General features: G+C 39.7%; 23 protein-coding genes. 12 read left to right on the top strand and 11 right to left on the bottom strand.

Features of this window, described 5'->3' with window-relative positions; translation table 11 throughout:
- Positions 1-60 precede the first annotated feature (60 nt).
- On the top strand, positions 61-627 hold the full coding sequence (locus I4641_RS18605) for a glutathione S-transferase family protein (protein ID WP_229642082.1): 567 nt from the start codon (positions 61-63) through the stop codon (positions 625-627).
- On the opposite strand, the gene I4641_RS18600 is transcribed toward I4641_RS18605, so the two are convergent.
- Entirely contained in the window at positions 622-1,377 is a 756-nt protein-coding gene (locus I4641_RS18600) for a pantothenate kinase (RefSeq protein WP_229642081.1), read from the bottom strand. The genes I4641_RS18605 and I4641_RS18600 overlap by 6 nt on opposite strands.
- Before the next feature lie 286 nt (positions 1,378-1,663).
- Between I4641_RS18600 and I4641_RS18595 the strand changes: the two genes are divergently transcribed.
- From I4641_RS18595 to hisC, 4 genes are all read left to right on the top strand, one after another.
- Positions 1,664-3,133 carry a sodium/glutamate symporter gene (locus I4641_RS18595; RefSeq protein WP_229642080.1) on the top strand — a complete coding sequence of 490 codons (1,470 nt, stop codon included), beginning with the start codon at positions 1,664-1,666 and terminating at the stop codon, positions 3,131-3,133.
- Positions 3,134-3,298: 165 nt separating this feature from the next.
- The gene (locus I4641_RS18590; protein ID WP_229642079.1) at positions 3,299-3,862 is read left to right on the top strand and encodes a GUN4 domain-containing protein; all 564 of its coding nucleotides are present in this window, start codon (positions 3,299-3,301) and stop codon (positions 3,860-3,862) included.
- A 100-nt stretch (positions 3,863-3,962) separates the two neighbouring features.
- A complete protein-coding gene (locus I4641_RS18585; protein WP_229642078.1) occupies positions 3,963-5,651 on the top strand; it encodes an NAD(P)/FAD-dependent oxidoreductase in 1,689 nt (562 codons plus the stop codon).
- A gap of 6 nt (positions 5,652-5,657) precedes the next feature.
- Complete coding sequence (gene hisC / locus I4641_RS18580) at positions 5,658-6,710, top strand: histidinol-phosphate transaminase (RefSeq protein ID WP_229642077.1); 1,053 nt, start codon at positions 5,658-5,660, stop codon at positions 6,708-6,710.
- Positions 6,711-6,722: 12 nt separating this feature from the next.
- On the opposite strand, the gene I4641_RS18575 is transcribed toward hisC, so the two are convergent.
- From I4641_RS18575 to I4641_RS18560, 4 genes are all read right to left on the bottom strand, one after another.
- Positions 6,723-7,682, bottom strand: coding sequence for a phosphate ABC transporter substrate-binding protein (locus I4641_RS18575; protein WP_229642076.1), 960 nt, complete (start codon positions 7,680-7,682; stop codon positions 6,723-6,725).
- A 69-nt stretch (positions 7,683-7,751) separates the two neighbouring features.
- On the bottom strand, positions 7,752-8,987 hold the full coding sequence (locus I4641_RS18570; protein WP_229642075.1) for a BaiN/RdsA family NAD(P)/FAD-dependent oxidoreductase: 1,236 nt from the start codon (positions 8,985-8,987) through the stop codon (positions 7,752-7,754).
- Positions 8,988-9,022: 35 nt separating this feature from the next.
- Positions 9,023-9,190, bottom strand: a complete 168-nt coding sequence (locus I4641_RS18565; protein WP_229642074.1) for a hypothetical protein — start codon at positions 9,188-9,190, stop codon at positions 9,023-9,025.
- Between the two features lie 76 nt (positions 9,191-9,266).
- Complete coding sequence (locus I4641_RS18560) at positions 9,267-9,767, bottom strand: Spy/CpxP family protein refolding chaperone (protein ID WP_229642073.1); 501 nt, start codon at positions 9,765-9,767, stop codon at positions 9,267-9,269.
- Between the two features lie 133 nt (positions 9,768-9,900).
- Between I4641_RS18560 and I4641_RS18555 the strand changes: the two genes are divergently transcribed.
- From I4641_RS18555 to I4641_RS18540, 4 genes are all read left to right on the top strand, one after another.
- Positions 9,901-11,172 (top strand): sensor histidine kinase, encoded by a 1,272-nt coding sequence (locus tag I4641_RS18555; protein WP_229642072.1) that lies wholly within the window; start codon positions 9,901-9,903, stop codon positions 11,170-11,172.
- 13 nt (positions 11,173-11,185) lie between these two features.
- Positions 11,186-11,806 carry a response regulator gene (locus tag I4641_RS18550; RefSeq protein WP_229642071.1) on the top strand — a complete coding sequence of 207 codons (621 nt, stop codon included), beginning with the start codon at positions 11,186-11,188 and terminating at the stop codon, positions 11,804-11,806.
- A gap of 488 nt (positions 11,807-12,294) precedes the next feature.
- Positions 12,295-13,167: a ferredoxin:protochlorophyllide reductase (ATP-dependent) iron-sulfur ATP-binding protein gene (gene bchL, locus I4641_RS18545; RefSeq protein WP_369426837.1), complete on the top strand. Its 873-nt coding sequence runs from the start codon at positions 12,295-12,297 to the stop codon at positions 13,165-13,167.
- Between the two features lie 124 nt (positions 13,168-13,291).
- Entirely contained in the window at positions 13,292-14,698 is a 1,407-nt protein-coding gene (locus I4641_RS18540) for a ferredoxin:protochlorophyllide reductase (ATP-dependent) subunit N (protein WP_229642070.1), read from the top strand.
- 127 nt (positions 14,699-14,825) lie between these two features.
- Here I4641_RS18540 and mreD read toward each other — a convergent pair whose 3' ends face one another.
- From mreD to I4641_RS18525, 3 genes are read right to left on the bottom strand one after another with little or no spacing between them, the layout of a single operon-like run.
- Positions 14,826-15,380, bottom strand: a complete 555-nt coding sequence (gene mreD, locus I4641_RS18535) for a rod shape-determining protein MreD (RefSeq protein WP_263858274.1) — start codon at positions 15,378-15,380, stop codon at positions 14,826-14,828.
- A 23-nt stretch (positions 15,381-15,403) separates the two neighbouring features.
- Positions 15,404-16,153, bottom strand: coding sequence for a rod shape-determining protein MreC (gene mreC, locus I4641_RS18530; protein ID WP_229642068.1), 750 nt, complete (start codon positions 16,151-16,153; stop codon positions 15,404-15,406).
- A 30-nt stretch (positions 16,154-16,183) separates the two neighbouring features.
- A complete protein-coding gene (locus I4641_RS18525) occupies positions 16,184-17,221 on the bottom strand; it encodes a rod shape-determining protein (protein WP_229642067.1) in 1,038 nt (345 codons plus the stop codon).
- Between the two features lie 259 nt (positions 17,222-17,480).
- Between I4641_RS18525 and I4641_RS18520 the strand changes: the two genes are divergently transcribed.
- Positions 17,481-18,497: a 4-helix bundle domain-containing protein gene (locus I4641_RS18520; RefSeq protein WP_229642066.1), complete on the top strand. Its 1,017-nt coding sequence runs from the start codon at positions 17,481-17,483 to the stop codon at positions 18,495-18,497.
- A 97-nt stretch (positions 18,498-18,594) separates the two neighbouring features.
- Here the strand turns inward: I4641_RS18520 and I4641_RS18515 are convergent, their stop codons facing one another.
- A complete protein-coding gene (locus I4641_RS18515) occupies positions 18,595-21,786 on the bottom strand; it encodes a VWD domain-containing protein (protein WP_229642065.1) in 3,192 nt (1,063 codons plus the stop codon).
- Between the two features lie 100 nt (positions 21,787-21,886).
- Positions 21,887-23,878 (bottom strand): biosynthetic arginine decarboxylase, encoded by a 1,992-nt coding sequence (gene speA, locus I4641_RS18510; protein ID WP_229642064.1) that lies wholly within the window; start codon positions 23,876-23,878, stop codon positions 21,887-21,889.
- Between the two features lie 229 nt (positions 23,879-24,107).
- Between speA and I4641_RS18505 the strand changes: the two genes are divergently transcribed.
- Both I4641_RS18505 and I4641_RS18500 read left to right on the top strand, forming a co-directional pair.
- A complete protein-coding gene (locus I4641_RS18505; RefSeq protein ID WP_229642063.1) occupies positions 24,108-24,839 on the top strand; it encodes a Crp/Fnr family transcriptional regulator in 732 nt (243 codons plus the stop codon).
- Between the two features lie 154 nt (positions 24,840-24,993).
- Positions 24,994-26,604, top strand: coding sequence for a sensor histidine kinase (locus I4641_RS18500; protein ID WP_229642062.1), 1,611 nt, complete (start codon positions 24,994-24,996; stop codon positions 26,602-26,604).
- Between the two features lie 40 nt (positions 26,605-26,644).
- On the opposite strand, the gene I4641_RS18495 is transcribed toward I4641_RS18500, so the two are convergent.
- The coding region (locus I4641_RS18495) for a CBS domain-containing protein (RefSeq protein WP_229642061.1) at positions 26,645-26,882 on the bottom strand (238 nt) is incomplete at its 5' end.

The raw sequence follows: 26,882 nt of genomic DNA, 5'->3' as shown, positions 1-26,882 counted from the left end.
ACTTAATTATCTTGAATTACTTCATGTTGCATTCTGACGTGCGGAAGGTGGGATAAAACTTTGATTGATTCCCATGACATATTGCAATATTTAGATAGTATTTCGGGAGAAAAAAAACTCTATCCAGAAGATCCTCACTTAAGAAATCGGGTAGAAACTCTAGAAAAACTATTTGATGAAAAGCTGGGAGTAGCCATTCGTACTTGGAGTTATTACTATGCCATCCAAAAACCTCTAGCAATTGCGATCGCTTGGGGGATAAACGCACCACTCATCGAAAAAATAAAAACTGCGATCGCTTTGCCCAAAATACCCCAATTACTCCAGCAATTTTATAACGTTACGCCTGAAACCAAAGATGCAGCTTTGAAGAAGATCAGGGAAGTTTTTGCATTAGTTAGTCAAGAAATCAATTCAGGTCAACAATATTTAGTAGGAGATTGTCTATCCGCAGCAGATATAACCTTTGCTGCTCTTGCTTCTCCCATATTACGCCCCCAAAACCATCCTGTTTATAGTTCTCAACTATCAAAAATGTCTCCTGAAAGAGTTTCAGTAATAGAAGAATTGCGATCAACACCCGCAGGGAAATTAGCGACGAATTTATACGAACAACATAGACTATAGAAAAGAACTAGTAGCAAGTTGCATACCGTAAAATATGAGATTGCGATCGCTTTTTATTTTTAATTCTGAATATTGTTGACGCAGATACGTGCTTAAGATTTCTGCATCTCCCCCAGTGAGGATTATTTGGCTATCTGGATATTGCCGTTGCCAGTTTTGGATATAGCTATAGATACCTGCAATAGTCGTGTAGATGATGCCACTAGCGATCGCTTTTTCGGTATTTGATGCCCATCTTGGGGGTAAAGTTGCAGGTAAACTTACTTCAGGTAAGGCAGCCGTTTTTTGATTGAGAGTTAAGAATTGTGTTCTCAATCCTGGTAAAATTGCCCCGCCAATTAATTGTTTTTGTCGATCTACCCCTGTAAAAGTTAAGGCTGTTCCCCCATCAATTACTAAGCAAGGATAACCATAAGTTTCCCCTCCTCCCCATACTGATAAAGCTCGATCTATTCCTAAGGTAGAATAAATATTTTGTAACTTAATATCTTTTAAAGTTATAACCTGACAATTAGCATAATTTGCCCAAAATTCTGTTTGTTTTGGTACAACTGAAGCAACGAAAACTGGGATATTGGTTAATTTTTGTTCGATCAACTTATTGCTTAGTAAGTTTAGTGGTATCTCACTGCGTTCAACTTTATTTGAAAAGTGCTGAGCATCCCAAAACAAGACTAATTCTTTATTTTTACACCACGCACAATGCAGTCTAGAGTTACCTACAGCTATAAATAAACAGCTTTTAGACATTGAATTACTATTATCTATAGACGTTATTTTACACTGTTTTAAAAATTATTACAACTAAATATATCTTATGATAAATGTTGTTGTAATTTAGTTAATATAAGCTTCTACAAATTAAATTATTAATTCCCAAATAAGTAGACAAACTTGTATTTTAAAATAAACTAAAAATTTTTAGAAAAGCTTGACATATTAAGCCTAAAACAAAACAAAGTAATTTTAAGTACAGATTTCTCTGCTGGAAAATCTAATAATTTTTCATTATAGAAACTATGGTCATTGAGAAGTAATGTTTAATTTACTTAATGTTTTATTTGCTTTTATTGTAGTAGGTATCTTCCTACTAATAGCCAGGATTATCAAACACAAAATCAGGCTATTTCAAACTCTTTATATACCCGAATCAATTATCGCTGGTGCGATCGCTTTACTCTTGGGAACGGGAGCTTTAGGAGCGATCGCCGTTTCTCTGGGTGCGAGTCCCGACTCCTATATTGCAGGAGGTTTATTTCCCGAAGAAATGCGGACTGTATGGTCTCAAGCACCAGGGGTATTTATTAATATTGTATTTGCTGCTTTATTTCTAGGGGAACATATTCCCAATCCCAAAGAAATATGGCGTAAAACTGCCCCTCAAGTAGCATTTGGGCAGACTCTTGCCTGGGGACAATATGTTCTGGGTATTTTAGTCACTTTACTGATTTTAACTCCTGTATTTGGGATTAATCCTATTGCAGGGGCGTTGATTGAAATTGGTTTTGAAGGAGGACACGGAACGGCTGGAGGTATGGCAAACACCTTAACAGATTTGGGTTTTGCTGAAGGAGGAGATTTAGCTCTTGGTTTGGCTACGGTAGGTATCGTTTCGGGGATTATCTTCGGTACGGTTTTAGCTCACTGGGGTCGTCAGAAAGGTTATATCCAAGCCGAACCCGTTGCTGTTGAAGAAGGGGACGCACAATTCCAAGAAACCGCACCTACAGAATCTGGTCGCGTGTTGGCAAAAAGATCGCAATTGATGCAGAATTTCTTAATCGATCCTTTGTCTTTGAACTTTGGTTTTACTGGACTGGCGATCGCAATTGGTTGGATAATTTTACAGGTATTGACCTTAATCGAATCTGCAACTTGGGGACGTGGTGGTTTGGAGTTAATCGGTGCAGTACCTTTATTCCCCATGGCATTAATTGGTGGGATTATCATTCAGGTAGTAATGAAACGCCTCGACCTCGATGTCTTAATTATCAGAAGACTACAGGAAAGAATTGCAGGGGTAGCTTTAGATCTATTAGTGGTAACAGCATTAGCATCGATTAATTTAGCTGTTCTAGGGGCAAACATAGGCGTATTTTTAACTCTATCAATTGTCGGTATTGCTTGGAACGTTTTGGCTTTTATGTATCTTGCGCCTCGTATACTACCTATATATTGGTTCGAGCGTGGTGTTGGAGATATGGGACAGTCGATGGGGGTAACTGCTACGGGTATTCTTTTGATTCGCATGGTCGATCCCGAAAATCGCACGGGTGCATTTGAAAGTTTTGCTTACAAGCAATTATTCTTTGAACCCATCGTTGGGGGTGGTTTGTTTACCGCTGCTGCACCTGCTTTAATCGTTCGCTTTGGCTCGATCCCAATTTTATTTTTAACCGCTGGGTTACTTGTTTTCTGGCTTGTTTTTGGCATTATTAACTGTAAGCGGACTAGTAAAAAGCTACAGGAAGAAAGAGCAACAGCAGAATTGCAGACAACAGCTTGAGATAAGTAATCCTAAAGGATACCGTTTCGCATATAAGTAATAAGTAATACGTAGTAAGGGACGAGGAGTTTTAACTTCTTATCCTTTATTTTTTTGTTAGGCTGTTTACTGCTTAGTTTTGGCTGATAGTGTTACTCTTTTACTAAAGTTTAAGTAAATGCACTGATGAGTCAAGATAGCGATCGCATTGTCGAGCAGTTAACAACGCAACTAAGGACAATTCAGGAACAATTAAGCAAGCTAACTAGACGCTTTGATGATTTGGAACATAATCTAGGGGAAGTATCGCGCTTACCAGCTAAGATATGTCAATTAGAAGACGATCTGATGCTTTTGGGCGATCGCTATCGCTATCAAGATCTGCAAAAGTATTTGGTAGATAAAAATTGGTTTGAGGCTGATAAGGAAACTATTCGTTTAATTTTAGCGGTAACTTCCAAAGAGATTGAAGAACTGACACCAGAAGACATTCAGCGTTTTCCCTGTAACGATCTGATGGTAATCGATCGCCTATGGCTCAAATATAGTGACGGTCGTTTTGGTTTTAGTCCCCAATTAAAAGCCTATCAAGAATTGGGCGGTAATTTTGATACCACCATCGAACAAAATCAGCAGCTAATTGAAACTTGGGGTGAAGGTTTGGGTTGGCGCAAAGATAATCGTTGGCTTCCTTGTAGCGAACTAGATTTTAGTCTCAATGCACCCATAGGCTGTCATCCTTCTCGTTGATGGAATTCTCCCTATGGTTCAAAAATGACCAACTTTTTTCTCGGTCGTTTAATTACTTGTCTTTACAATAATTAATAACTGATAACTAATAACTGATATCATGGCAAAACCAACAATTCTTACCGTTGATGACGATCGCGAGGTATTACAGGCAATCGCCAGAGATCTTAGAAAACAATATGGCGATCGCTTTCGGATCATCCGCGTTGACTCTGGTGCGTCGGCGATTGAAACTTTAAAGGAGCTAAAGGTGCGTAATGAAACAGTAGCTCTATTACTCACTGACCAAAGAATGCCCGACATGAATGGGGTGGAGTTTATCGAACAAGCTGCACCCATGTTTCCCAAAGCAAAACGGGTATTATTAACCGCCTATGCCGATACTGATGCTGCCATTAAAGCGATTAATACCGCTAGATTGGATTATTACTTGCTTAAGCCCTGGGATCCTCCAGAAGAAAAGCTATATCCAGTTTTAGACGATTTATTGGATGACTGGTTAGCAGTATATCATCCTGCATTTGAAGGAATTAGAGTAATTGGCGATCGCTGGTCTCCCTGTTCCCATAACGTTAAGGATTTTCTAGCCCGCAACCAAATTCCCTATCATTGGATGGATGTGGAAAATGAGCCTGAAGCGACTAAATTACTTGATTATGTCGCCAATGGTAGCAAACTAAGTTTGCCTTTGGTCTTATTTCCCAATGGAGATAGATTAGAACAACCCACTAATCTTGAAGTCGGGGAAAAAATCGGACTGCAAACCCAAGCAGAGAAACCTTTTTACGACCTCGTAATTGTCGGAGGAGGGCCTGCGGGTTTGGCCGCAGCAGTGTATGGTGCATCGGAAGGTTTGAGTACGGTAATGATAGAACGATCTGCCCCAGGAGGACAAGCAGGTTCGAGTTCTCGGATTGAGAATTATCTAGGTTTTCCTGTGGGTTTAAGTGGGGACGATCTCGCTAGAAGGGGCGTTACTCAAGCAAAACGATTTGGGGTAGAAATTCTTACTCCCCAGGAAGTTGTAGGGGTAGAAATCAAAGATCCTTATCGTGTTGTAAAGCTAAAAGATGGTAGCGAAATAAACTGTCATGCCTTATTACTCTCAACGGGAGTATATTGGCGCAGATTAAATTTGCCAGGATGCGATCGCCTTACTGGTAGAGGTATCTATTATGGTGCAGCCAAAACCGAGGCTTTATCTTGCCAGGGAGAACATATTTATCTTGTAGGTGGGGCAAATTCTGCGGGACAAGCAGCGATGTATTTCTCTAAATATGCTGCTAAAGTTTCGATGTTAGTGCGGGGAGAATCTTTAGTGAGGAGTATGTCTCAATATCTAATCGATCAGATTGATTCCACGAACAATATTGAAGTCTTAGCTCATACGGAAGTAGCAGAAATCCACGGCGAAAACAGCCTAACGGGATTAACTTTATTCCATAACGATACAGGAGAAAAAGAACAGGTAGAAACTAAGTCTTTGTTTATTTTTATTGGGGCAAAACCAGAAACAGAATGGTTAGAGGGAGTCGTCGCCAGAGATGAACGAGGTTTTATCTATGCAGGGGCAGATCTCAAGAAAAGTGAAGATGTTAAAGGGAATCGGGATCTATTAAGCTACGGGCAACTCAATCGCGATCCTTTCCTACTAGAAACTAGCGTCCCAGGTATTTTTGTTGCAGGAGATGTGCGCCACAATTCTGTCAAACGAGTCGCTTCTGGGGTGGGCGAAGGTTCGATCGCGATTATGTTCGTCCACCGTTATTTAGCCGAGGTAGGTGCTTGATAAGTAATGAATTATTTTCGTCCTACGATTGCACTAATGGAAGGCTATACTCCTGGGGAACAACCAAAACCAGGTACGCCAATTATCAAACTGAATACCAATGAGAATCCTTACCCGCCATCTCCTCTAGCTTTAGAGGTATTACGCAATCTCGATAGTGAATGGTTGCGTCGCTATCCCGATCCTTATAGTCGTGATTTTTGTAGTGCAGTCAGCGCAGCTTTAGGTGTACCAAAGGATTGGATTATTGTTACTAATGGTAGCGACGATCTATTAAATATCTTAATTCGTTCCTGTGCAGAAGGGAAAGAGCGTAAGGTAGTCTATCCCATGCCTTCTTACGTGCTGTATCGTACCTTGTCCGCACTTCAGTCTGCCGAAGCGATCGAAGTAGATTATCCTCAAGATTATCAATTACCGATCGATCGATTAGTTGCAGCGGGTGGTGCTGTTACCTTGATTGCGACTCCCAATAGTCCTTCTGGTCATATTGTACCTTTAGAAGATTTACGCACCCTAGCTAGAGAAGTTTCGGGGATATTAGCTATTGATGAGGCTTATGTTGATTTTGCCGATTATTCCGCATTATCTTTAGTAGAAGAGTTCGATAATGTCATAATTCTACGTACCCTTTCCAAAGGATATTCCCTCGCTGGCTTACGCCTCGGTTTTGGTATTGCCAACCCCAAGTTACTATCGGGTTTATTTAAAGTAAAAGATAGCTATAACGTAGATGCGATCGCCATATTAGTCGGCACAGCAGCAATGGAAGACCAAGATCATAAAAATAGTTGCGCGGAAAAAGTAAAGCGATCGCGTTTTCTATTGAAAAAAGATTTAGAGCAAATTGGCTTTGCAGTTAGAGATTCTCAAGGTAATTTTTTATTAGTAACTCCTCCAAATAATAAGGCAGAAACTATTTATCAATATCTTAAAGAAAATAATATTTTAGTCCGCTATTTTAACTTACCAGGACTAAATGATAAACTCCGCATTACTGTAGGTACTGGAGAACAAAATAAAAAGTTATTACAGTCTCTCGATTGTTTTATTTATTAATACTTAAAATTATTAATTGCCAGATGCGATCGCTTTTTGTCCTTGAGGGGATAACACATAGCCTAAAAAGGCTTTTACTTCTGGACTAGCAGGTTCTTGATAAGCATAATAAAGGACGCGATAATAAGGATAATTATCTGCTTCTGGAGTCAAACCATTAACCGAAACCGTTCTTACTGTCTGTTGATTGGCTACTTGAGCGTAGGTAGCATAGCTAATACCATCTTTACCCAAAGCTCTCAAAATAGGGGTAGTGGCATCTCGGTCGAAAGTTGTAAAATTGGCACTATTGCCGAAATTAGCTCCATTTAGTACCTCTTCTTGAAATACTTGCCGAGTACCGCTGATACTGGGACGGTTAATCACTCTAATATTACTAGTTTGACCGCCAACATTAGACCAATTGGTAATATTACCTTGAAAAATATCCGCTATTTGCTCTTGCTTTAATCCACGACGAAAAGGATTATTTGCACCTACCACAATGGCGATCGCATCTTTGGCTATGGGTACGGCGTTTAAACCTCGATCACGATCGCTATCCGTTAGGGGACGAGAAATTGCAGCAATGTCAATTTTTCCTTCTGAGAGTAACTTTAAGCCTACTTCCGTACCCTGTCCGTTGGTTGCGATCTCTGTATCGATAAATTGTTTTTCAAACCCTTGCTCGATCGCTTGGTTTATTTGTACCATGCTAGTCGAGCCATCGATCCTAATATTTGTTCCTGGGGTAACATTAGTTGGCAAAGAGAATGTTACGGGACTATTTTTATTACTGTTAGCAATAGGACTATTAGGTATGTTGGAAAAATTATTCTCAGAATCATTAGGGCGATCGCGATCGGTATTGTCAGTTGTAGAAATAGTATCTGAATCTGACTTTAGTTCAAACCACCAATAGCCTCCTCCTACAATCGCTCCCGTACAGATTAAGATTAAGATTAGGGGTAAGATTTCGTTTTTCTGAGACATTTACTTACTACAGTTTCAAGTTTTCTTGGCTATTTCAACTCTAGATTAACTCTAATTATTAATTATCAACTACTTACTGTTGGCGATCGCATTTCCCGCCAGCCAAGAAGTCGTCCAAGCACTTTGGAAGTTAAAGCCTCCCGTTACTCCATCAATATCTAATACTTCCCCTGCAAAATATAAACCAGGACATTTTTTGCTTTCCATGGTTTTAAAGTTGACTTCTTTTAAACTAATTCCACCACAGGTAACAAATTCGTCTTTAAAGACTCCTTTTCCTTGAATTTGATATTCTCCTCGAACTATTTCTGTGACTAATTTATTTAATTCTTTTTTACTTATTTCCGACCAAATTTTATCGGGTTTTATGGCAGCATAATCAATAAACCTCTGCCATAATCTCTTCGGTAATTTAACAGGACAGTAATTGATAATTTTCTTCTTAGAATAAGTTTCTTTTACTTCAAGAAAATTCTGCTTTAATGTTTCTTGATTATATTCTGGCAGCCAATTAATTTCCAAATTAGAAGCATATTTTAGCTCGTGCAAAAATCTTGCACCCCAAGCAGATAACTTAAGAATACCAGGGCCACTCAAGCCCCAATGAGTAATTAATAATGCACCATTTTGTTCTAATTTATTCTTCCCCGTCCCCAAACGAATTCGAGCGTTACTAACACTGACTCCTGCCAAATCTTTGAGGCGGTTATCTTTAATATTAAAAGTAAACAAAGAAGGTACGGCAGGCTCTATATTATGCCCTAGATTTTTCGCCCAACGATATCCCAAGGGATTGCTTCCCGTCGCAATTAAAATGCGATCGCATTGCAAGATTCGTTCGTTTTTTAATTCAACTTGAAAGTAGCTTTGATTATCTTTATCTAAAAACTGTTTGACGGATTTAACCCCCACTCCCGTACGCAGATCGACTCCCGCTTTATCTGCTGCTTCCATCAAGCAATTAATAATTGTCTGGGAGTCATCGGTTATGGGAAACATTCTACCATCCGCTTCGGTTTTTAATTTGACTCCCCGTTTTTGATACCACTGCACCGTATCTTTTGGTTGAAATCGTGTAAATGCACCCCGCAAAGCTTTACCACCTCTGGGATAATGTTCTACCAACCGTGCGGGATCGAAACAGTGATGAGTAACATTACATCTGCCACCACCAGATATACGAACTTTCGCCAGAGGTTTGCGCCCTGCTTCAATCAGAGTTACTTCGATCCTGGGATTTACTTCCGCACAAGCGATCGCGCCAAAAAAACCCGCAGCACCACCACCAACAACAATTACCTTCAAATTACGATCGCATTTATTAGGATTACTAACTTAGTTTAATATCTTTTGGTTTTTAAAATTCCCCAAGTCAAACCCGATATTACAGCCGTCATCAACAAGCCAGTAATCATCCCCCCTGAGATGAACGTAATCATACCAATTCCTCTGAGAACATATAGGGTGATAAAACCCATGAGAGAGATAAAAAAAATGTTGAGCAACATAGACTAGATTGGTTTTAAATTTAAAAAACTAAAGATAGCCTATGTTAGATCGTTTTAGTTAAATTAGGCTTAATTACTATTGAAAAAAGCCACCTTTTCGACCTTGATGTTGTTCCATTAATTCCGCTATCTTTGCTCTTTGCTCAGAAGTCAATACTTCTCGTATTTCCAGCATAGTTTCAAAGCGATTGTTACCTAATTGCTGATGTAATGCTTGAGTTTCTTGAAATTGTTGGCGTATTTGTTCTGTGTCAGCATCGCTAGTTAGCAAAGACTTTATTTCTTGATGCTCTGCTTTCATTTGTTCGTGTAGATCTTCGGCGGTAGTTTGCGATCGCGATCGAATAGTTTCTATTGATTGAGATTGTTCTTCTGTTAGATCTAGTTGTTGCAATAACTTATTCATGACCTGACCTCTATCGCCTCTTTTTCCATGCTTAATTCTTTGGGCAAAATGTCTCATATTATTTGTTTCGTGAATATCATTAACTTCTGAATTAACTTGAGCAGCATGAATACCTAAAGGTAAAATTGCTAAAGCACCAGTTGCTACGATAAAAGTCTTCCAATTAATCATTTAACCTCTCCTCAAGTATGATTTAATTTTGATTACTTTAATCATAAAAAAAAGACACTTAAGTCACCTCGATCTAAAATCCCAAATCTTTTTGGTACTTTAGGACTATTAAGAGTTAGAGCAATAAAAATTGATGGTAAATACTTGGCAAAAACACCCTTTTCCACTGTTGCTTTATTTAGAATGGGCATTATTAGGAATTGCATTACTAGCTGCATTGGGAGGATTAATCCCCCATCCTCGCCATCATTGGGTATCTCAGCCAGCTTGGTCTAGTGCATTAGGAATTATCTCTATTGCTATCTTGGGAATTATGGGTTTGAAGTTACCCCACAATTCTAAATTAATACAGCAAGTTCATCTTGTCTGCGGATTTATTCTTAGTTACTCGATCGCTTTATTAATCAGTGGCGGAGACAGAATCTTACCTGTTTTACTTTTAGTAGTGGCAATTCGCGCTTGTTTGCTTTTTTCTTGGAGTGGCAGAATTTTTGTCGCTATCTTGGCTTATCTTTCTTTTCTAACCCTACAGATTTTGTCCTTGATGAGGATCGATCCTCGGGGCTTTCCTTTGGGTAAACCATTACCCCCTATCATGAGGCGTTTACCGCCAGATGAATTGCGTCGAGTATTATTTGGTTTGGCTTTTAACTCTTCACTATTGTTTGCCTTTGTTTTAATCTTTGTTCTGTTGTTAGTTAGTGCAGTTGTAGCCGAAAATGAAAGTAGAACCAAGTTAAGCTTAGCAAATCGTCGTTTAAGAGAATATGCCTTGAAAATTGAAGACAAAGCAACTTTAGAAGAAAGAAATCGCATTGCTAGAGAAATACACGACTCTGTGGGTCATTATTTAACCGCCCAAAGTATTCAGTTGGAAAATACCGCAGTGTTTTTAGCTGAAGATCCCATCAAAGCTGCCCATCATTTAGCCAAAGCCAGACAATTAGGTAAAGACGCCCTGGCTAATATTCGCGCTTCCGTAGCAACCCTGAGACAAAACTTTCTACAAAAGCGATCGCTTTCTCTAAAGATGGAAGAATTAATCTCAGAATTCCAGTCTAATACTAATATTGCGATCGCAGCAGAAATTAAGTTGCTTTCTACTTTATCTGCTGACATAGAAACCACACTCTATCGAATTGTTCAAGAAGCATTGACCAATATTGCCAAACACAGTCAAGCAACTGAGGTGAAGCTAGAGATCGAACAAACAACAACCAAAGTTTTACTATTAGTACGAGATAATGGCTGTGGTTTTAACCAAAGCGATAATACCACAGGGTTTGGTTTGCAGGGAATGCAAGAGAGAGCTAACGCATTATCAGGAAAAATCGCAATTATCAGCCAATACGGTCAAGGATGCCAAATAAACCTAGAAATCTCCTTATCCGAGCTTAATTATTAATTGGAACAAAACCATGATTCGTATTTTACTAGTAGATGACCAAAGTATCGTCAGAGAAGGTTTGTCCAGCCTACTACAGACTCATGGCGATCTGGAAATTGTGGGAGAAGCCGAAAATGGGCGAGTAGCAGTAGAACAAGCGATCGCCTTACAACCCGATGTAATCTTAATGGACATCAGAATGCCCATTATGGATGGTATTGCAGCAATTCGGATTATCAAGCAAAAAGCACCTGCGATCGAGATTCTGGTTTTAACTACCTTTGATGACGATCGATATGTAGCTCAAGCTATGGCTTACGGCGCGCAAGGCTATCTGCTCAAGGATACTCCCTCCGCAGAATTGGCTCAAGCAATTCGCTCTATAGTTCGAGGTTACACCCAAATGGGGCCAGGATTGTTTGCTAAAGCCATGACTAATTCTGTGGCTATTCCACCAGAATTGGAGCAATTAACCCCCAGAGAAAAAGAAGTACTTCTACTAATTGCGACGGGATATAGCAATAAAGAAATTGCTGCCGAACTATATATTACCGAGCGTACTGTCAAAAATCACGTTAATAGTATCTTACGCTCTTTGAATTTGCGCGATCGCACTCAAGCTGCGATCTTGGCTCACAAGCATCTAATTTAATAAATGTTGACACTTTTTTGGCGATTATCAAAAAATTAACTCTTCTTTACCAAAAAAAATCGATGCTGTTATTTTGGCTTTAGTTGAAAGATTCTTAACCTAGTCGATCCCTATCTTCTGCGCCTTCCTGATGGTTTGGTAGTAAGGATAAATAGAAAAGGTTAAATATATATTGGTATTCCAACCGCTACTAATTAGATCGAGTATGGCCAGCTTTTGTCTTTTGTCCATAATTATAATAAACAAAGACATAAAATCTTAATTTATAACTTATCTTGCCTTCAAAAGCTATTTAAAAGATTAAAAGTGATTTAAGAACCAAATAATCCTGCAAACTTTAAATAAAATTCATTTCGAGATATAAAGTAGCTTTATTTTCCTCGTCAGTTACCTCATAATGCAGACATGGACGTAACGCAAAATCAATACGTCAGCAATTATCAAACCAAGATAAATTCTTATATTTAAACGCAGGGGAGAACAACAACGTGGGACAAATTAGATTAGCAGTTTACGGTAAAGGCGGAATAGGTAAATCAACAACTAGCTGTAACATTTCCGCCGCTTTAGCTAAAAGAGGTAAAAAAGTATTACAAATTGGCTGCGATCCTAAACACGATAGTACCTTTACCCTTACAGGATTTTTAATTCCTACTATTATTGATACTCTTCAAGAAAAAGACTTTCATTACGAAGATATCTGGCCAGAAGACGTAATCTACACTGGTTATGGTGGCGTTAGCTGTGTTGAAGCTGGTGGTCCTCCTGCTGGTGCTGGTTGCGGTGGTTATGTTGTCGGAGAAACCGTTAAGCTACTTAAAGAATTAAACGCTTTTGATGAATACGACGTTATTCTGTTTGACGTACTAGGTGACGTTGTCTGTGGTGGTTTTGCTGCACCCCTCAATTATGCTGACTACTGCATGATTGTTACCGATAATGGTTTTGATGCTTTATTTGCTGCTAACCGTATCGCAGCTTCCGTTAGAGAAAAAGCCCGCACTCACTCTCTACGTCTTGCAGGTTTGATTGGTAACAGAACATCCAAAAGAGACTTGATCGACAAGTATATCGAACACGTACCGATGCCCGTGTTGGAAATATTACCTCTAATCGAAGATATTCGCGTATCCCGCGTCAAAGGTAAAACTCTCTTTGAAATGGCAGAAAGCGATCCTTCCTTAGCTTTTGTCTGTGATTACTATCTCAACATTGCCGATCAGATTTTAGCTGCACCCGAAGGAGTTGTTCCCAACGAGGCACAAGATAGAGATTTATTCTCCTTACTATCTGACTACTACTTAAATCCCCCCGCAGGGAAAGAAGACAAAAAAGAAGAATTAGACACGATGATGGTTTAAAAAAGCTCTTAGCTCTTAGCTCTTAGCTCTTAGCTTTCAAACATGCTGATAGCTAACGGCTAATGGCTGATAGCTCCTTTAAGACATTAAATAGTAAACATTTTTAGAGGAGATAAAAAAAACTATGACACTAGCCAAAGAACAACCTTCAGCATTAAATTTTGAATGCGAAACTGGGAATTATCATACCTTTTGTCCCATTAGCTGCGTAGCTTGGCTATATCAAAAGATCGAAGATAGTTTCTTTCTCGTAATTGGGACAAAAACCTGCGGTTACTTCCTACAAAATGCCATGGGAGTAATGATTTTCGCCGAACCTCGTTACGCGATGGCAGAATTGGAAGAAGGCGATATCTCAGCCAAACTCAATGACTATGAAGAGTTAAAAAGATTGTGTTTGCAGATCAAACGCGATCGCAATCCTTCTGTTATCGTCTGGATTGGTACTTGTACCACCGAGATCATCAAAATGGACTTGGAAGGTTTAGGTCCAAGACTAGAAGCAGAAATCGGCATTCCCATAGTTACCGCCCGTGCGAATGGTTTAGACTATGCCTTTACCCAAGGTGAGGATACAGTACTAGCTGCAATGGCGCACAAGTGTCCTACTGTCGCACCCAAGCAAGAAGCAGAGAAAAAAGAACGTAATGCTGTATCCAGCTTGTTAAACTTCGGTCGTAAAAAAGAAGAAGTTACCCAAGAAGAATCTGAATACAAAGATCATACTCCCTTAGTTTTGTTTGGTTCGTTACCCGATCCTGTGGTAACTAATCTTACTTTAGAACTTAAAAAACAAGGTGTTAAAGTATCTGGTTGGCTTCCTTCCAAACGCTTTACCGAACTTCCTGTAATCGAACAAGGATACTATACCGCAGGGGTCAATCCTTTCCTTTCTCGCACTGCGACAACCTTAATGCGTCGTCGCAAGACAAAACTAATTGGCGCACCTTTCCCTATTGGTCCAGATGGTACGAGGGCATGGATTGAAAAAATCTGTTCTGTATTAGAAATTGAACCCCAAGGACTTGAAGAAAGAGAAGCTAAAATTTGGGCAAGCTTGGAAGACTATATTAAGCTGATTCGCAGTAAGTCTGTTTTCTTTATGGGAGATAACTTATTAGAGATTTCCCTAGCTCGTTTCTTGATTCGTTGCGGTATGTCTTGTCATGAAATTGGTATTCCCTACATGGACAAACGCTACCAAAAAGCTGAATTAGACTTGTTGGAAAAAACTTGTAATGAGATGGGTGTAGCCATACCTACCATTGTTGAAAAGCCTGATAACTATAATCAGATTCAACGGATCTATGATTTAAAACCAGACTTAGTAATCACTGGTATGGCACACGCCAACCCTTTAGAAGCCAGAGGAATTAATACTAAGTGGTCAGTTGAATTTACCTTTGCTCAAATTCATGGCTTTACTAATGCACGAGATATTCTAGAATTAGCCACTCGTCCTCTGCGAAGAAACAACAACCTAAAAGAGTTGGGTTGGGATAAGTTAGTTCAGGAAGAAGCTAACGTTTAGTTGCTAACTTCAATAACAAAATAACAAAATAAGGATAGAGATGTAGTTTGTATTGCATCTCTTTTTTGTTATGGGGATGATGAAGCATCGCAGCGAATTTGGTAATTACTGTTTGTCCAAAGTCCAATTATTTTAAAACTTTTCTTTCCAGCTGTTTGATTTTTTGCTGACAAAGATTAAAAGGATAATAAAAAACTGGACTCCAAAGACTAGTAATAATTGCTGAAATGATGGCAGTTTCTTGATATTTTGGCAAAACTTCCGAGACAGATAACCAATGTATTCTCAAATAATGTAGGGCAAAGACAGTTTCTGATACTATGGTCATAAAAAAAACAATAAAGGCGACAGAAATAAAATCTTCTCCCGTATATTTTTGCTTTTGCAACCCCGCAACACATACTCCTACAATCACAAACCCGAAAACGTGGTCGGGAGTTGCCAAGGTTATTCCATCATAAACCCAAGCGACAATTAAACCTGCGATCGCGCTAGACCATACAGGTTGTTTAATACTCCAGGCGATTAACCAAATAAACAACCAATTAGGAGATGTTCCTAACAACTCCATCCCTGGAATTGGTATAAACATTAATAGCACGCAAATGATAAAAGAAAAAACTATAAAAACCAAATTAAATATTTTGAAAATATCAATCGATCTTTGAAATTGGTGGGGCATTAGTTCGATCTGTAAAATATTATTTATGGCTGATATTCTGGCTTGAAAAACTGAACGTCAACCCACTCTAAAATATCAATAGGGGCAGTTAATTCTATTTCTACTTCTGATGTAGTATTCTGAATCTTATGATGAGATTTAATTTTGCCAATTGGTAAACCTGGGGGATATAACTTACTCAGATGGGAAGTAGTAATTTCATCCCCAGGTTTGATATCTGTCACCTGATTAAAAAACTTCATGACCGCAGTTGATGAATCTTTGCCTCGAACATAGCCCAATTGACGACTGCGCGCTAAAGTCGCACCTACACGGCTAGTGGTGTCGCTAATTAATAACACTTTACTAGTATGGGAGGTAACGTGAGTCACTCGTCCCACAACCCCACCAATACCCATAACTATATAACCCTTCTCAATTCCATCGGCACTGCCTTTTCCCAGAGTAACGCGATTCCACCAGCGATCGCGCGATCGAGCAATAATTGGTGCCACGATAGTTTTTTCTGTCGTAGCCTCCTGGTATTCCAACAACTGCTTTAACTGCTGGTTTTGTTGCTCTAATTCGGTCAGACGTTGTTCCAACTCCAAAATACGAGCATTAGTTAGTCGATCTTCTAATACAAGCTGCTTCTGTGATTGAAAGGGACTAACTACAAAATAATAAGCTTCGGCAAACACTCCTGCTTGAGTTAGTTTGATTGAAAAAGCGATCGCCAAAGCCATTAAAACTAATATTGTCCGAAAACCATATCTATCCCACCAACGACTCATGTAAATATGCAAATGATGACAATTATAAGTTTAAATAAGTATTGAGCGATCGCTGTAAACCCGATCCAAAGTTTTATCTTCCAAAACTCTCCCCGTACCTAATACGACACATTTTAAAGGTTCGGCAGCGATGTGAGTAATAATGCCTGTTTCATGGCTGATGAGAGTATCCAACCCCCGCAGCATGGCACCACCTCCAGCCAACATGATTCCGCGATCGATAATATCTGCTGCCAAATCTGGGGGAGTTTGCTCTAGAGTACGCTTGATCGCCTCCAAAATACTCTTAACAGATTCTTCCAAACAATCGCGAATTTCTGATTCGCTCACTTCAATGGTACGAGGTAATCCCGACAATAGATGCAAACCCCTGACTTCCATATTGCGATCGTTTTTATCTACAGCATAAGCCGAACCTAATTGTAACTTAATCATTTCGGCTGTATTTTCGCCAATAGCGAGCTTATGCTCTCTTTTGATTTGATTGACTATTGCTTCGGTTAATTCATCTCCTGCAATGCGGATAGATTCGCTAATAACTTTCCCCTGAGAGCTAATTACTGCTACCTCAGTTGTGCCACCACCAATATCCACAATCATATTACCAGTAGGTTCCGAAACGGGCAATCCCGCGCCAATAGCTGCTGCTAAAGGTTCTTCAATTAAGTCGACTTCCCTTGCTCCTGCATTAGAAGCTGCCTCAATTACTGCTCGACGCTCTAGCTTTGTTACCCCACTAGGAATTCCAATTACCATGCGAGGATTCACCAAAGGATTACCTTCAAAAGCACGCTTGATAAATTCATGGATCATTGCTTCAGTGGCATCAAAATCCGCAATTACACCATCTTTGAGAGGACGCAAAGCTTCAATATTTTCAGGAGCGCGTCCTAATAATAATTTTGCTTCCTTGCCAAATGCTCTCGGTTTTTCTGTTTTGCGTTCGATTGCCACTACAGAGGGTTCTTCCAGCACAATTCCTTTACTGGATACATATACCAAAGTATTGGCAGTCCCCAGATCTATACCTATATCCCGCGAAAGATTAAAACGATTGAGAAAACCCACTTTGATATATCGCTCCCAAGAAACTAGTAACGCTCTGCCTGAGTCGAATCCAATTTACTCCTTATATAGTAATTAGTCTAATCGAAAATATACTGAAATCTCTATTTTTGAATAAACAGGAGCAGTAAGTAACTATGTTGCGTTCAGAATTTATATTCTATTTAAAATTTATTGATTATTAAATTTATTGACTTTAATTCTCATTAATAGTAAATTACTAATTCAAGACAAATTTAAGAACGAATATAAATAAAAATTTATGGCTAATCGAATTAAAACTGTAGAACTATTTTTAGCATTGAGTATTGCAGGGGTAGTGGGAACAACAATCTTGCCTTCTGATGCCTACGAAGCCGAAGAAATAACTACTAACGAACTTTCTTCCTTAATTGCTGAAGGTGGTGAAGGTGTTGAAGACGCTGAAGGCGGTGAAGGCGGTGAAGGTGTTGAAGACGCTGAAGGCGGTGAAGATGCTGAAGGTGGCGAAGGCGGTGAAGATGCTGAAGGTGGCGAAGGCGGTGAAGGTGTTGAAGACGCTGAAGGCGGTGAAGGCGGTGAAGATGCTGAAGGTGGCGAAGGCGGTGAAGATGCTGAAGATGCTGAAGGTGGCGAAGGCGGCGAAGGTGCTGAAGATGCTGTTGATTCGGGAGATGCCGAAGTAGACTACATGACTGTTTTGGGTTTAATGAAGGGTCATTTATTAGCAGCCCAAGAATTAATTGCAGCAGGAAACTACGAACAAGCCGAACCCCATATAGGTCATGCATTAGAAGAACTTTATAGTGATATCGAAACACTATTGCCAGAAAAAGGTGTCACAGACTTCCAACCTAATTTAGTGGAACTCCACGATTTAGTCCAATCTGCTCCAGACTCCCCTAAGATAGATGGTTTATTTAATGAAATCTTCTCATCTATAGAAAATGCGATCGCAGCAATTCCCGAAGAACAACTCAACTCTCCTGAATTTGTTTTAAGTTCGACGATCGAAATGCTAAAAAATGCAGCAACAGAATATGAAGCGGCGATCGTCGATAATCAGTTTGTTGAGATTGTTGAATATCAAGAATCTAGAGGATTCGTTTTATATGCTGACGAGTTCTATCAAACAATTGCCAAGCAAAAAAGTCAAGAAGATCCCGAAGGACATCAAATTATCATGGATAGTTTAACTGAATTGAAAACAGCTATGCCTACTATTGCACCTCCAGAAAGTCCTTTAAAAGATCCTTCAGAAGTTTATGCTTTGGTATCTCAGATTGAATTTAATAAATAACTAATCAATTAGTTTTTTTCTGAAAATATCGTCTTAGTTTAACAAAAAGCGATCGCCTTAATTTCTGAATAGTGCGATCGCTTTTTAGATTTTAAAATTAAACTACTGGTGGTGGTTCGACATAGAAAGCAATACCACTATCCCCACTTTCTGGTTGAAAATCGGGAGATTCGAGAAAGAAATCTCTTTCTGCTGCGGTGGGAGTATAGAAGTGAGCGTCTAAGGCTGGATTGTAGAAACGATATAGGGGAATTGTTCCCTCAGCTTGGGTATTGTAACCATAATAAGAAGTGCCTTCAAAATTATAGTTAGGAAGATTTTCTTGAATTGCATCTCTTTCGATCTCACTAATGGTATAAAGATGTACCCCCGTGCTGGTATTAAAAAATCGATATACAGGACTAGTTCCTGTAATGGGATCTGCTTCTCCTGGATCTGGCACTCCCACAAAAGAGATTCCTTCTAGTTGGTATTGAGGCAAAGTCTCTAACACCACATCTCTTTCCACTTCAGAAGTTGTATAAAACTGGGTTTGGGTATCAGTTCTTAAAAAGCGATAGACAGGAACGCCTGTTATATCTCCACCGTCTGCGCGAACATTACCAAAATCAAGATTAGAAACTGTTTCTTCCTCAGCGATGATTATTTCATAGGCTGCTGGTGTAGTGGTTTGAATAAACCCAGATGGTACAACTTCGCGAACGGTATAACTTCCTGCTGCTAAGTTATTAAATTGATAGTTGCCCGCTTCATTAATATCTGCGGTCTCGGGATTATCAGATGCAGTAGTTTGAACTGGCTCATTGCCATCCAACAAACCATTATTATTAAGATCTAGATATACTTGAATCCCTGTTTGGACTGGCTCTAAAGTATTGCGATCTTGTTCTCCATTACCGCCTTCAATAACACCTAAGGTAGCCAGAAATTCATCGGTTGAAGTAAATATTTGAGCTTCAGAATCAATAACCTGAAGGTTTTCTAGATCCGCCCCCTCTCCCACACCAAAAGCCGAAATATTTACATTATTATTCCGTAAGCCTAACAGTGCTTCATCATCATCTGAAATAGAAGCTTCGCCATCAGAAAGAAAGATGAGATTACCTTCTCCTGGAGCTGTACCAATAGAATCAAAGCTTGCTTGGGATACTGCTAATGCATCTCGAAAATCTGTGCCACTTCCCGCGCTAAAAGCTCCAGTCTCAATAGTACTTAGAACCTCTTCAACATCAACAATGCCATTATTGTTACTATCAGTATTAGGAGTGGCTGTAAATCTAAATTCGGCAGTACCTACTTGTCCCTCTGCTGGTAGAGGAAGCAAATTTACGGGAACTCCACTGCTACCAAATACAACAACTCCAATATCGATATTGTCTCCCAAACCCTGCTCTTGTAGTCTTTGATTTAGACCAATAAAACCAGCTAATTCTGCATCTAAGATCGTATTTTCTCGACCATCACCATTGACATCGCCTACAGGCATTCCTGCAAAGGAACTCCCCGCACTTCCCGATACATCAATGACAAAAATTAGATCGGGATTTCCTCCTTGGACTAATTCAGAATCCCTTACTCCATTGCTGTTTAAGTCTTCAAAAGTAATTCCTTGGATAGTTGCCGAACCCGTTGCTGGAGGGGTTATATTTACAGGCGGTTCGATGGGTAAAACTACTTCAGGAGGTTGGGTTTCTAGGGCTGCTTCAATAACGCTAGGATCTTGAGTGAAAACTAAATCTATGACAGTAGGGGCAAATAGAGGATTATCTGGAGCGATACCCGCATCAATTACTTGCTGTTCGGCGGCTGCTCTTAGTGCTGGATCTAAATCGTCTAAGGTAACGGGTGCGGTAGGGAAGTTTAAATCGGTGAAAGTCGCAGTACTTTCTCCCTCTCCGTAGTCGAATAATGATTCTTCTTGGGTGATGCGCCAACTATCGGCAAATTGTCCGTAGAGGGTTTCAAAAGGTACGGGTTGGGCTAAAACAGCACCGTCTCGCAAACTGAGATCGTCAGCAGTATCGCCGTTAGCATTACCTAAAAGCCCTGCTATTTGACCTTGACGTTCGTCATCTAAATAGAGCTTGATATCAATTCTACTGGTGTTTCTAACATCAGTAACAATTTGCTCGCCGTTGCCGTATACCAGGGTATATTCGTTACCGTTACGAAAAATGTTCGCATCATCTACAGTAATAGAGCTATTATCGGCAATTTCTGTAGCTACTCCATCGATTAACACGGGATTGGGAGAATTAGCATAGATGCCTACTCTCGTACCATTAATGGTCGTTGCGATCGCCGTATTGGCTGCTACATTAGTACCTAGGGGTTGTTGGCGGACGTGAATTTGTCGCTCTGGGGATTCGACTAAGATAAATTCTCCCGCACCTTGAAAGCCATAATAAACACCATCCCAAGTAATCAGACGAGGATCGTTATTGGTACAGGCAACTATGGCATCGGGTAAAGGCAAAGGTGGAGTGGAAGATGCGACTTGTTCGGGGATACCAGAACCAAAAATAGTCGTGGTTTGATAAGTTATTGATTCTCCTGGCGCGAGGGAAAAAATATTCCCCAAACCTAGAGTTACATCATAAGCATCGCCATCAATGAATTGGTCTTCATCATCTCCATCTCCTTGAATGGTATTGCTTAAAGCTTCTCCCGCAATAATATTGGAACTCAATCCCGAAAAGCTGCTGATTTCATAGTTTTCTTCCGAACCACCAGTAGTCGTAATGCCGACAAAGGTTGTGGCAGATGCTCCACTATCACCGCTATCAGTTTCAAATAGGATTTCTTGACTTCCCTCAAAAAAACGCCCTCCTGTATCTTGAATACTGCCATCAAAATCTAAGTCACCATCTAAATAGCGTATTAGTTCAAATTCGAGAGTTTCCGTCCCAGGATTCGTAATAGTATAGGTTTGAACTAAATTACTCCCCGTTCTTTGTTCTCCATCGGCAAGATCTGATACTTCTTGGTTTAAAACAAAATTTAGACCTGAAAAATCAAATGTGCTACTAGCATTAGTTGCTGTAAAGTTAGAAAATTCTGGTGCTTCTAGATTACTTGAAGAGAGAAAGGTTCTCGTGGGGGAGTCATCATTATTGATGCCAATAGCAACATAAGACTGAAAAACCGTTCCAGATTCTTCTATTTCTCCTAAAGGATTATAAATAGCATCTGATGTTTCAATGCCACCAGCATTAGAGCCAAATGCGCCAAAAGCATCTACGCCGATATTTAAACCACCATCGCCAGGGGAAGTATTGAGAGTAACCATTGGTATTGCTGGGTATTAGACTGAAATATATTAAGACTGAAATATTACACAAGATATTACAGTGTTTTTACGGAGAACCCAGAATTTTAAACATTTATTTTTATTGTTTAAGCGATCGCGAGGATCGATCTACTTTTAAATAGGTAGAGTTGTTTAAACTATCGGCATAATTTTGCAATAGTTTTTGCGTCTCTTTTAAAGTGATGGTCTTGTTTTGTAAGGCTTTTTCCGTACGACAGCGCATGGTTTCTAATAAGTCTTCGCCATTATATTGAACGTAGCTTAAAACCTCTTTAATAGTGTCTCCTCGAACCACCGACTCTACCCGATAACCATTGTTATCTATTTCAATATGCACCACATTGGTATCGCCAAAAAGGTTGTGTAGATTTCCCATAATTTCTTGATATGCACCCACGAGAAACATTCCTAAGTAGTAAGGTTGAGAACTATTCCAAGAATGTAACTCCAAAAGATGCTTGGCTTGCTTGGCATTAATAAAGCGATCTATTTTGCCATCGCTATCGCAAGTAATATCGGCTAAAGTTCCTTTCACTGTGGGTTGCTCGTTAAGGCGATGAATGGGCATAATCGGAAATAGTTGATCGATCGCCCAAGCATCGGGAATGGATTGAAAGACGGACAGGTTGGCATAGTAAGTCGATGCCATAATCTCGGCAAAATTCTCTAGATCGTCGGGAATGCGATCGCACTCATTGATAATTGCGGCAATTTTATGACAGCAAGCCCAATATAATTGTTCTGTTTCTGCTCTTTGAGTCAAACTGAGATAGCCAAAGTTAAATAAACTGAGAGCTTCTTGTTTAAATGCGATCGCGTCATGATAGCTTTCTTGAAAGTTAGTAGAATCGATCGCCTGATAGGTTTGCCAAAAGTTTCGGATCGCTAACGGTGCATCTTCTGAGGGAGGAAGCACATCGGGATAAGATACATTACTCGTACCCAAAACATCAAAAACTAAGATTGATTGATGGGATGCGACTGCTCTCCCGCTTTCACTAATCAAAGTTGGTACGGCTACATTACTGCGATCGCAAGCATCTTTTATCTGGGCAGTAATATCATTGGCATAATTCTGCATATTGTAATTTTTAGAAGGGGGAAAGTTGGTTTTTGAACCGTCGTAATCTACCGCTAAACCACCCCCTACATCGAGATACTGCATATTTGCCCCCAGCTTGATTAGTTGGACATAAATTTCACTGGCTTCGCGAATCGCATTTTTGATTGCCCCAATAGCAGAGATTTGCGAGCCAATATGAAAATGCAATAGCTGCAAGCAGTCCAATCTATCTGTAGCTTCTAGTCGTCTTACTACCCGTACAATATCTGCTATTGTTAAGCCGAATTTGGCGCGATCGCCCGTAGAGTTACCCCATCTACCGATACCCTTGCTATCGAGTTTGGCACGGACTCCTAAGACTGGCTTAATATCTAATTCTTGACTGATGGTTAAAATTAAATCTAATTCTTGGGGTTGTTCTATAACTAGAATCGGTTTAGGACCTAGTTTGGTCGCCAAAAGAGCCGTTTCAATGTACTCTCGGTCTTTATAACCATTGCATATTAATAATGCTTGTTTATCTATTCCCGAATCTAAACTTGCTAAAGCAATCATTAATTCTGGTTTTGAGCCAGCTTCCAGACCAAAACTATAAGCTCTACCATGCTTGACCAGGGCTTCAATTAAGTGACGGTTTTGATTGCACTTAATGGGAAAAACCCCCCGATAACTCCCTTGATAGTTATAGCGATCCATCGCTTGTGCCATACAGCTTTGTAATCTTGCCATTCTATCTGCCAAGATATCGGGAAAACGAATTAGTAAAGGTAGATCTAGGTTGCGGGCTTTTAAAGATTCTACTACTTCTGCTAAGTCCAAGGTGTTGCCCTCTATCCCCGTGGAAACAGTTACATTTCCTTGGGAATTAATGCCAAAATAAGGATCGCCCCAACCTTCGATGTTGTAAAGTCTGGCACTATCGGCGATCGTCCAACTAGAATTATTTTCTCCTCCTATTAGGGAAGACTGTACTATGGCGTTTTGTGGCTGAGGTTGGCTATTGACCATTAAGATGTTGCGACACTAGTTTTTAATTTATCAAATCATTTTAATGGTATTTTTTGTTGGTATTTTTTAGAAAAGTTATATAAAGGATAAAGCGATCGCAATAATGATTCTTGATTAAGATATTTTATGTCGGTAAAATTTTCTCAACCTTATCAGCCACTATTACTGCGTATTCTTCACGGCTTAACTGGCTCAATGGCGATATACTTTTATGGATTCATGATAATAAATGATTGTCAAAGGCTGTTCTTCTACCTCTCAACTACAACAGATATCTATTTTTCAGGATTTGGCAATTAATGAATTAGACAGTTTGATTCCCTATAGTTATGTTCGAGAATATCAACAGCAGGAGATCGTGATGCACGAAGGCGATCGCTTGCCCCAACAACTTCATGCTTTGATTTCAGGCAAACTAGAAATTAAAAAGACTGCGGAGAGTGGCAAGGAGACTATAGTGCGCCTCATTCCCCCAGGAGAATTATTTGCAGCCCCTGCCATGTTTGGCGACGGGATCGCTCCAGCAATGGTAGTCTGCCAGGTAGATTCGGCAGTATTAACCATTGAGCGAGATGTTTTGTTACAGGTAATTGCTCACTCTCCTGAAATCAGCTTGAAAATAATCCAAGTTTTCAATCAAAGACTGCAACAATTGCACCATACTGTCCACGGATTAATTTCCGAACGGGCAATAGTGCGTCTGATTCGACTATTACAATACTATGGAGATGTCTACGGCTATGCTTCGCAAATCTGCGATGGCACTCAAAATATTACAGAAGGAGAGTTGTTGCAGATTCGACTACCCTATTATCAGCTTGCCCGCAGTATCGGCATTTCCTATGAAGAATGCGTGCGTTTGTTTAAACAACTAAAGGGAATTGTGAGTTATCAAAGAGGTGGCACGATTATTATCTTAGATCGGTCAAAACTAGCAGCATTGCGCGATACTACAAAGTAATTCAACGATAACTTGAAACATATCTTTCTTAGCAGGGACTTAAAAAGACGGTTTATCAATTAAAATTTAGGATTGAACTAAATTATTGTCTTAGACCTTTTGCCACCTTCATTAATTGTTTAAAGATTCAGAAAACCAACCAAGATTTTAGGAAATGGAAAAGTTTGCTGCGATTACGAAGTTAGCCGAAGGTATAGCTTTTATGCCTCATGGAATGTGTTATTTGTGGAAGCCTTGGTTAGTGGGGCTACATATTGCTAGCAATGGCATAATTGCTTTATCTTATTTTTCTATTCCTCTTGTCTTAGTTTATATCCTGCATCAACGACCTGATATTCCCTTTAACGGTATATTCTTGCTGTTTGCGGGGTTTATTCTCTTTTGTGGTACTGGTCATGCTTTTGATATTTGGACATTATGGCATCCTAACTACTGGATCTCCATTTTTATCAGGCTATTGACGGCATTGGTTTCTTTTGCTACAGCAATCGCTTTAGTCAATAAAATTCCTGCAATTCTTGCTTTGCCTTCTCCTCGGCAAATGAAAGATATTAATCAGCAGCTAACGAAAAAGATTGCGGAGCTTGAGGCACAAAAGGCTCTGATTCATGACCAAGAGGAGTTTTTGCGTAGTATCTACGACAACGTACAAGAGGCAATCTTTGTAGTTGATATTGAAGCAGACAATACATTTCGCTACCAAGGATTTAACCCCGCAGCGATTAGGCAAACAGGCATTAGGGATGTGAAGCATAAAACTCCCGCGGAGATCCTTTCTCCAGAAGCAGCGATCTCAGTTGAGCAAAACTATCGACAGTGTCAAGATTCAAAAGATATTATTTCTTATGAAGAATATTTACCCGTAGCAGGAAAAAATACTTGGTGGTTGACAAATCTCAATCCCATAGTAGATCGGGCAGGCAAAGTATCTCGCATCATCGGTACGAGCCTGAACATTACCGAACGCAAACAGACAGAAGAGGCTCTGGCTATCTTAAAAGATGAATTAGAAGAAAGGGTACAGCAACGCACTACCGAGTTAGAGCAAGCCAATATTTTACTACTCAAAACAACCGTTACCCTAGAAAAACGCAACCAAGAACTAGATCAATTTGCCTATGTTACTTCTCACGATCTCAAAGCTCCCTTACGAGCGATCGCCAATTTGTCAACCTGGATTGAAGAAGATCTTGCAGACAAGCTCGATGAAGACACAAGATACAACATGAATCTACTTCGGAGCAGAGTGCATCGCTTAGAAAATCTAATCAATGGACTGCTGGCTTATTCACGAATCAACAGACAACAATCTGAACCACAACAAGTAGCAGTAGACAAAATGTTGGCAGAAATAATCGATCTACTAGATGTTCCCCCAAATTTCCAGATTACAATTGAGGGAAAAATGCCCACTTTTAATACCGCAGCGGTGCCTCTACAGCAGGTATTTAGAAATTTGATTAGTAACGCTATTCAACATAGCGACTGCGATCAGGGAAAAATTTCGATCTCTGCCCAAGAGTTAGCAAATTGCTACGAGTTTACCATTACTGATAATGGCAAAGGAATCGATCCCCAATATCACGATCGCATTTTTACTATTTTCCAAACCCTCGAAGCGAGAGATAACAAGGAAAGCACGGGTATTGGCTTATCAATTGTCAAAAAAGCTGTAGAAAGTCACGGTGGTAAAATTACAGTCCAATCAGAGGAAGGTGCCGGTGCTACTTTTCGTTTTACTTGGCAAAAAAGACACATGCAGTAAGGGTTAACTACCGTTCAACCCTACCAAAAATTATCTAATATCAAGAAACATAGCTAAACTCCCCTTTCAATATTTCTGAAAAAGCCTGACAGATGTCAATTATTGTCACTATTCCCGCTAATCTATCTGATCGCACGATAATTGCTGCACCAATTTTTTGTTTGGTCATTTCATCAATTACTGCGGGTAACGGGGTATTAATTTCGGCAGTATAGGGATCGTAAGTCATACTAAATCCTGTTCTCAAAACCCATTTACAATACAAGAAATAGCAAGTT

The organism is Waterburya agarophytonicola KI4 (assembly GCF_020640915.1).
In the GTDB taxonomy this organism is placed as follows: Bacteria; Cyanobacteriota; Cyanobacteriia; order Cyanobacteriales; family Xenococcaceae; genus Waterburya; species Waterburya agarophytonicola.
Note: the sequence above shows the minus strand (reverse complement) of the source record. Positions and strands in the feature narration are given on the sequence as shown.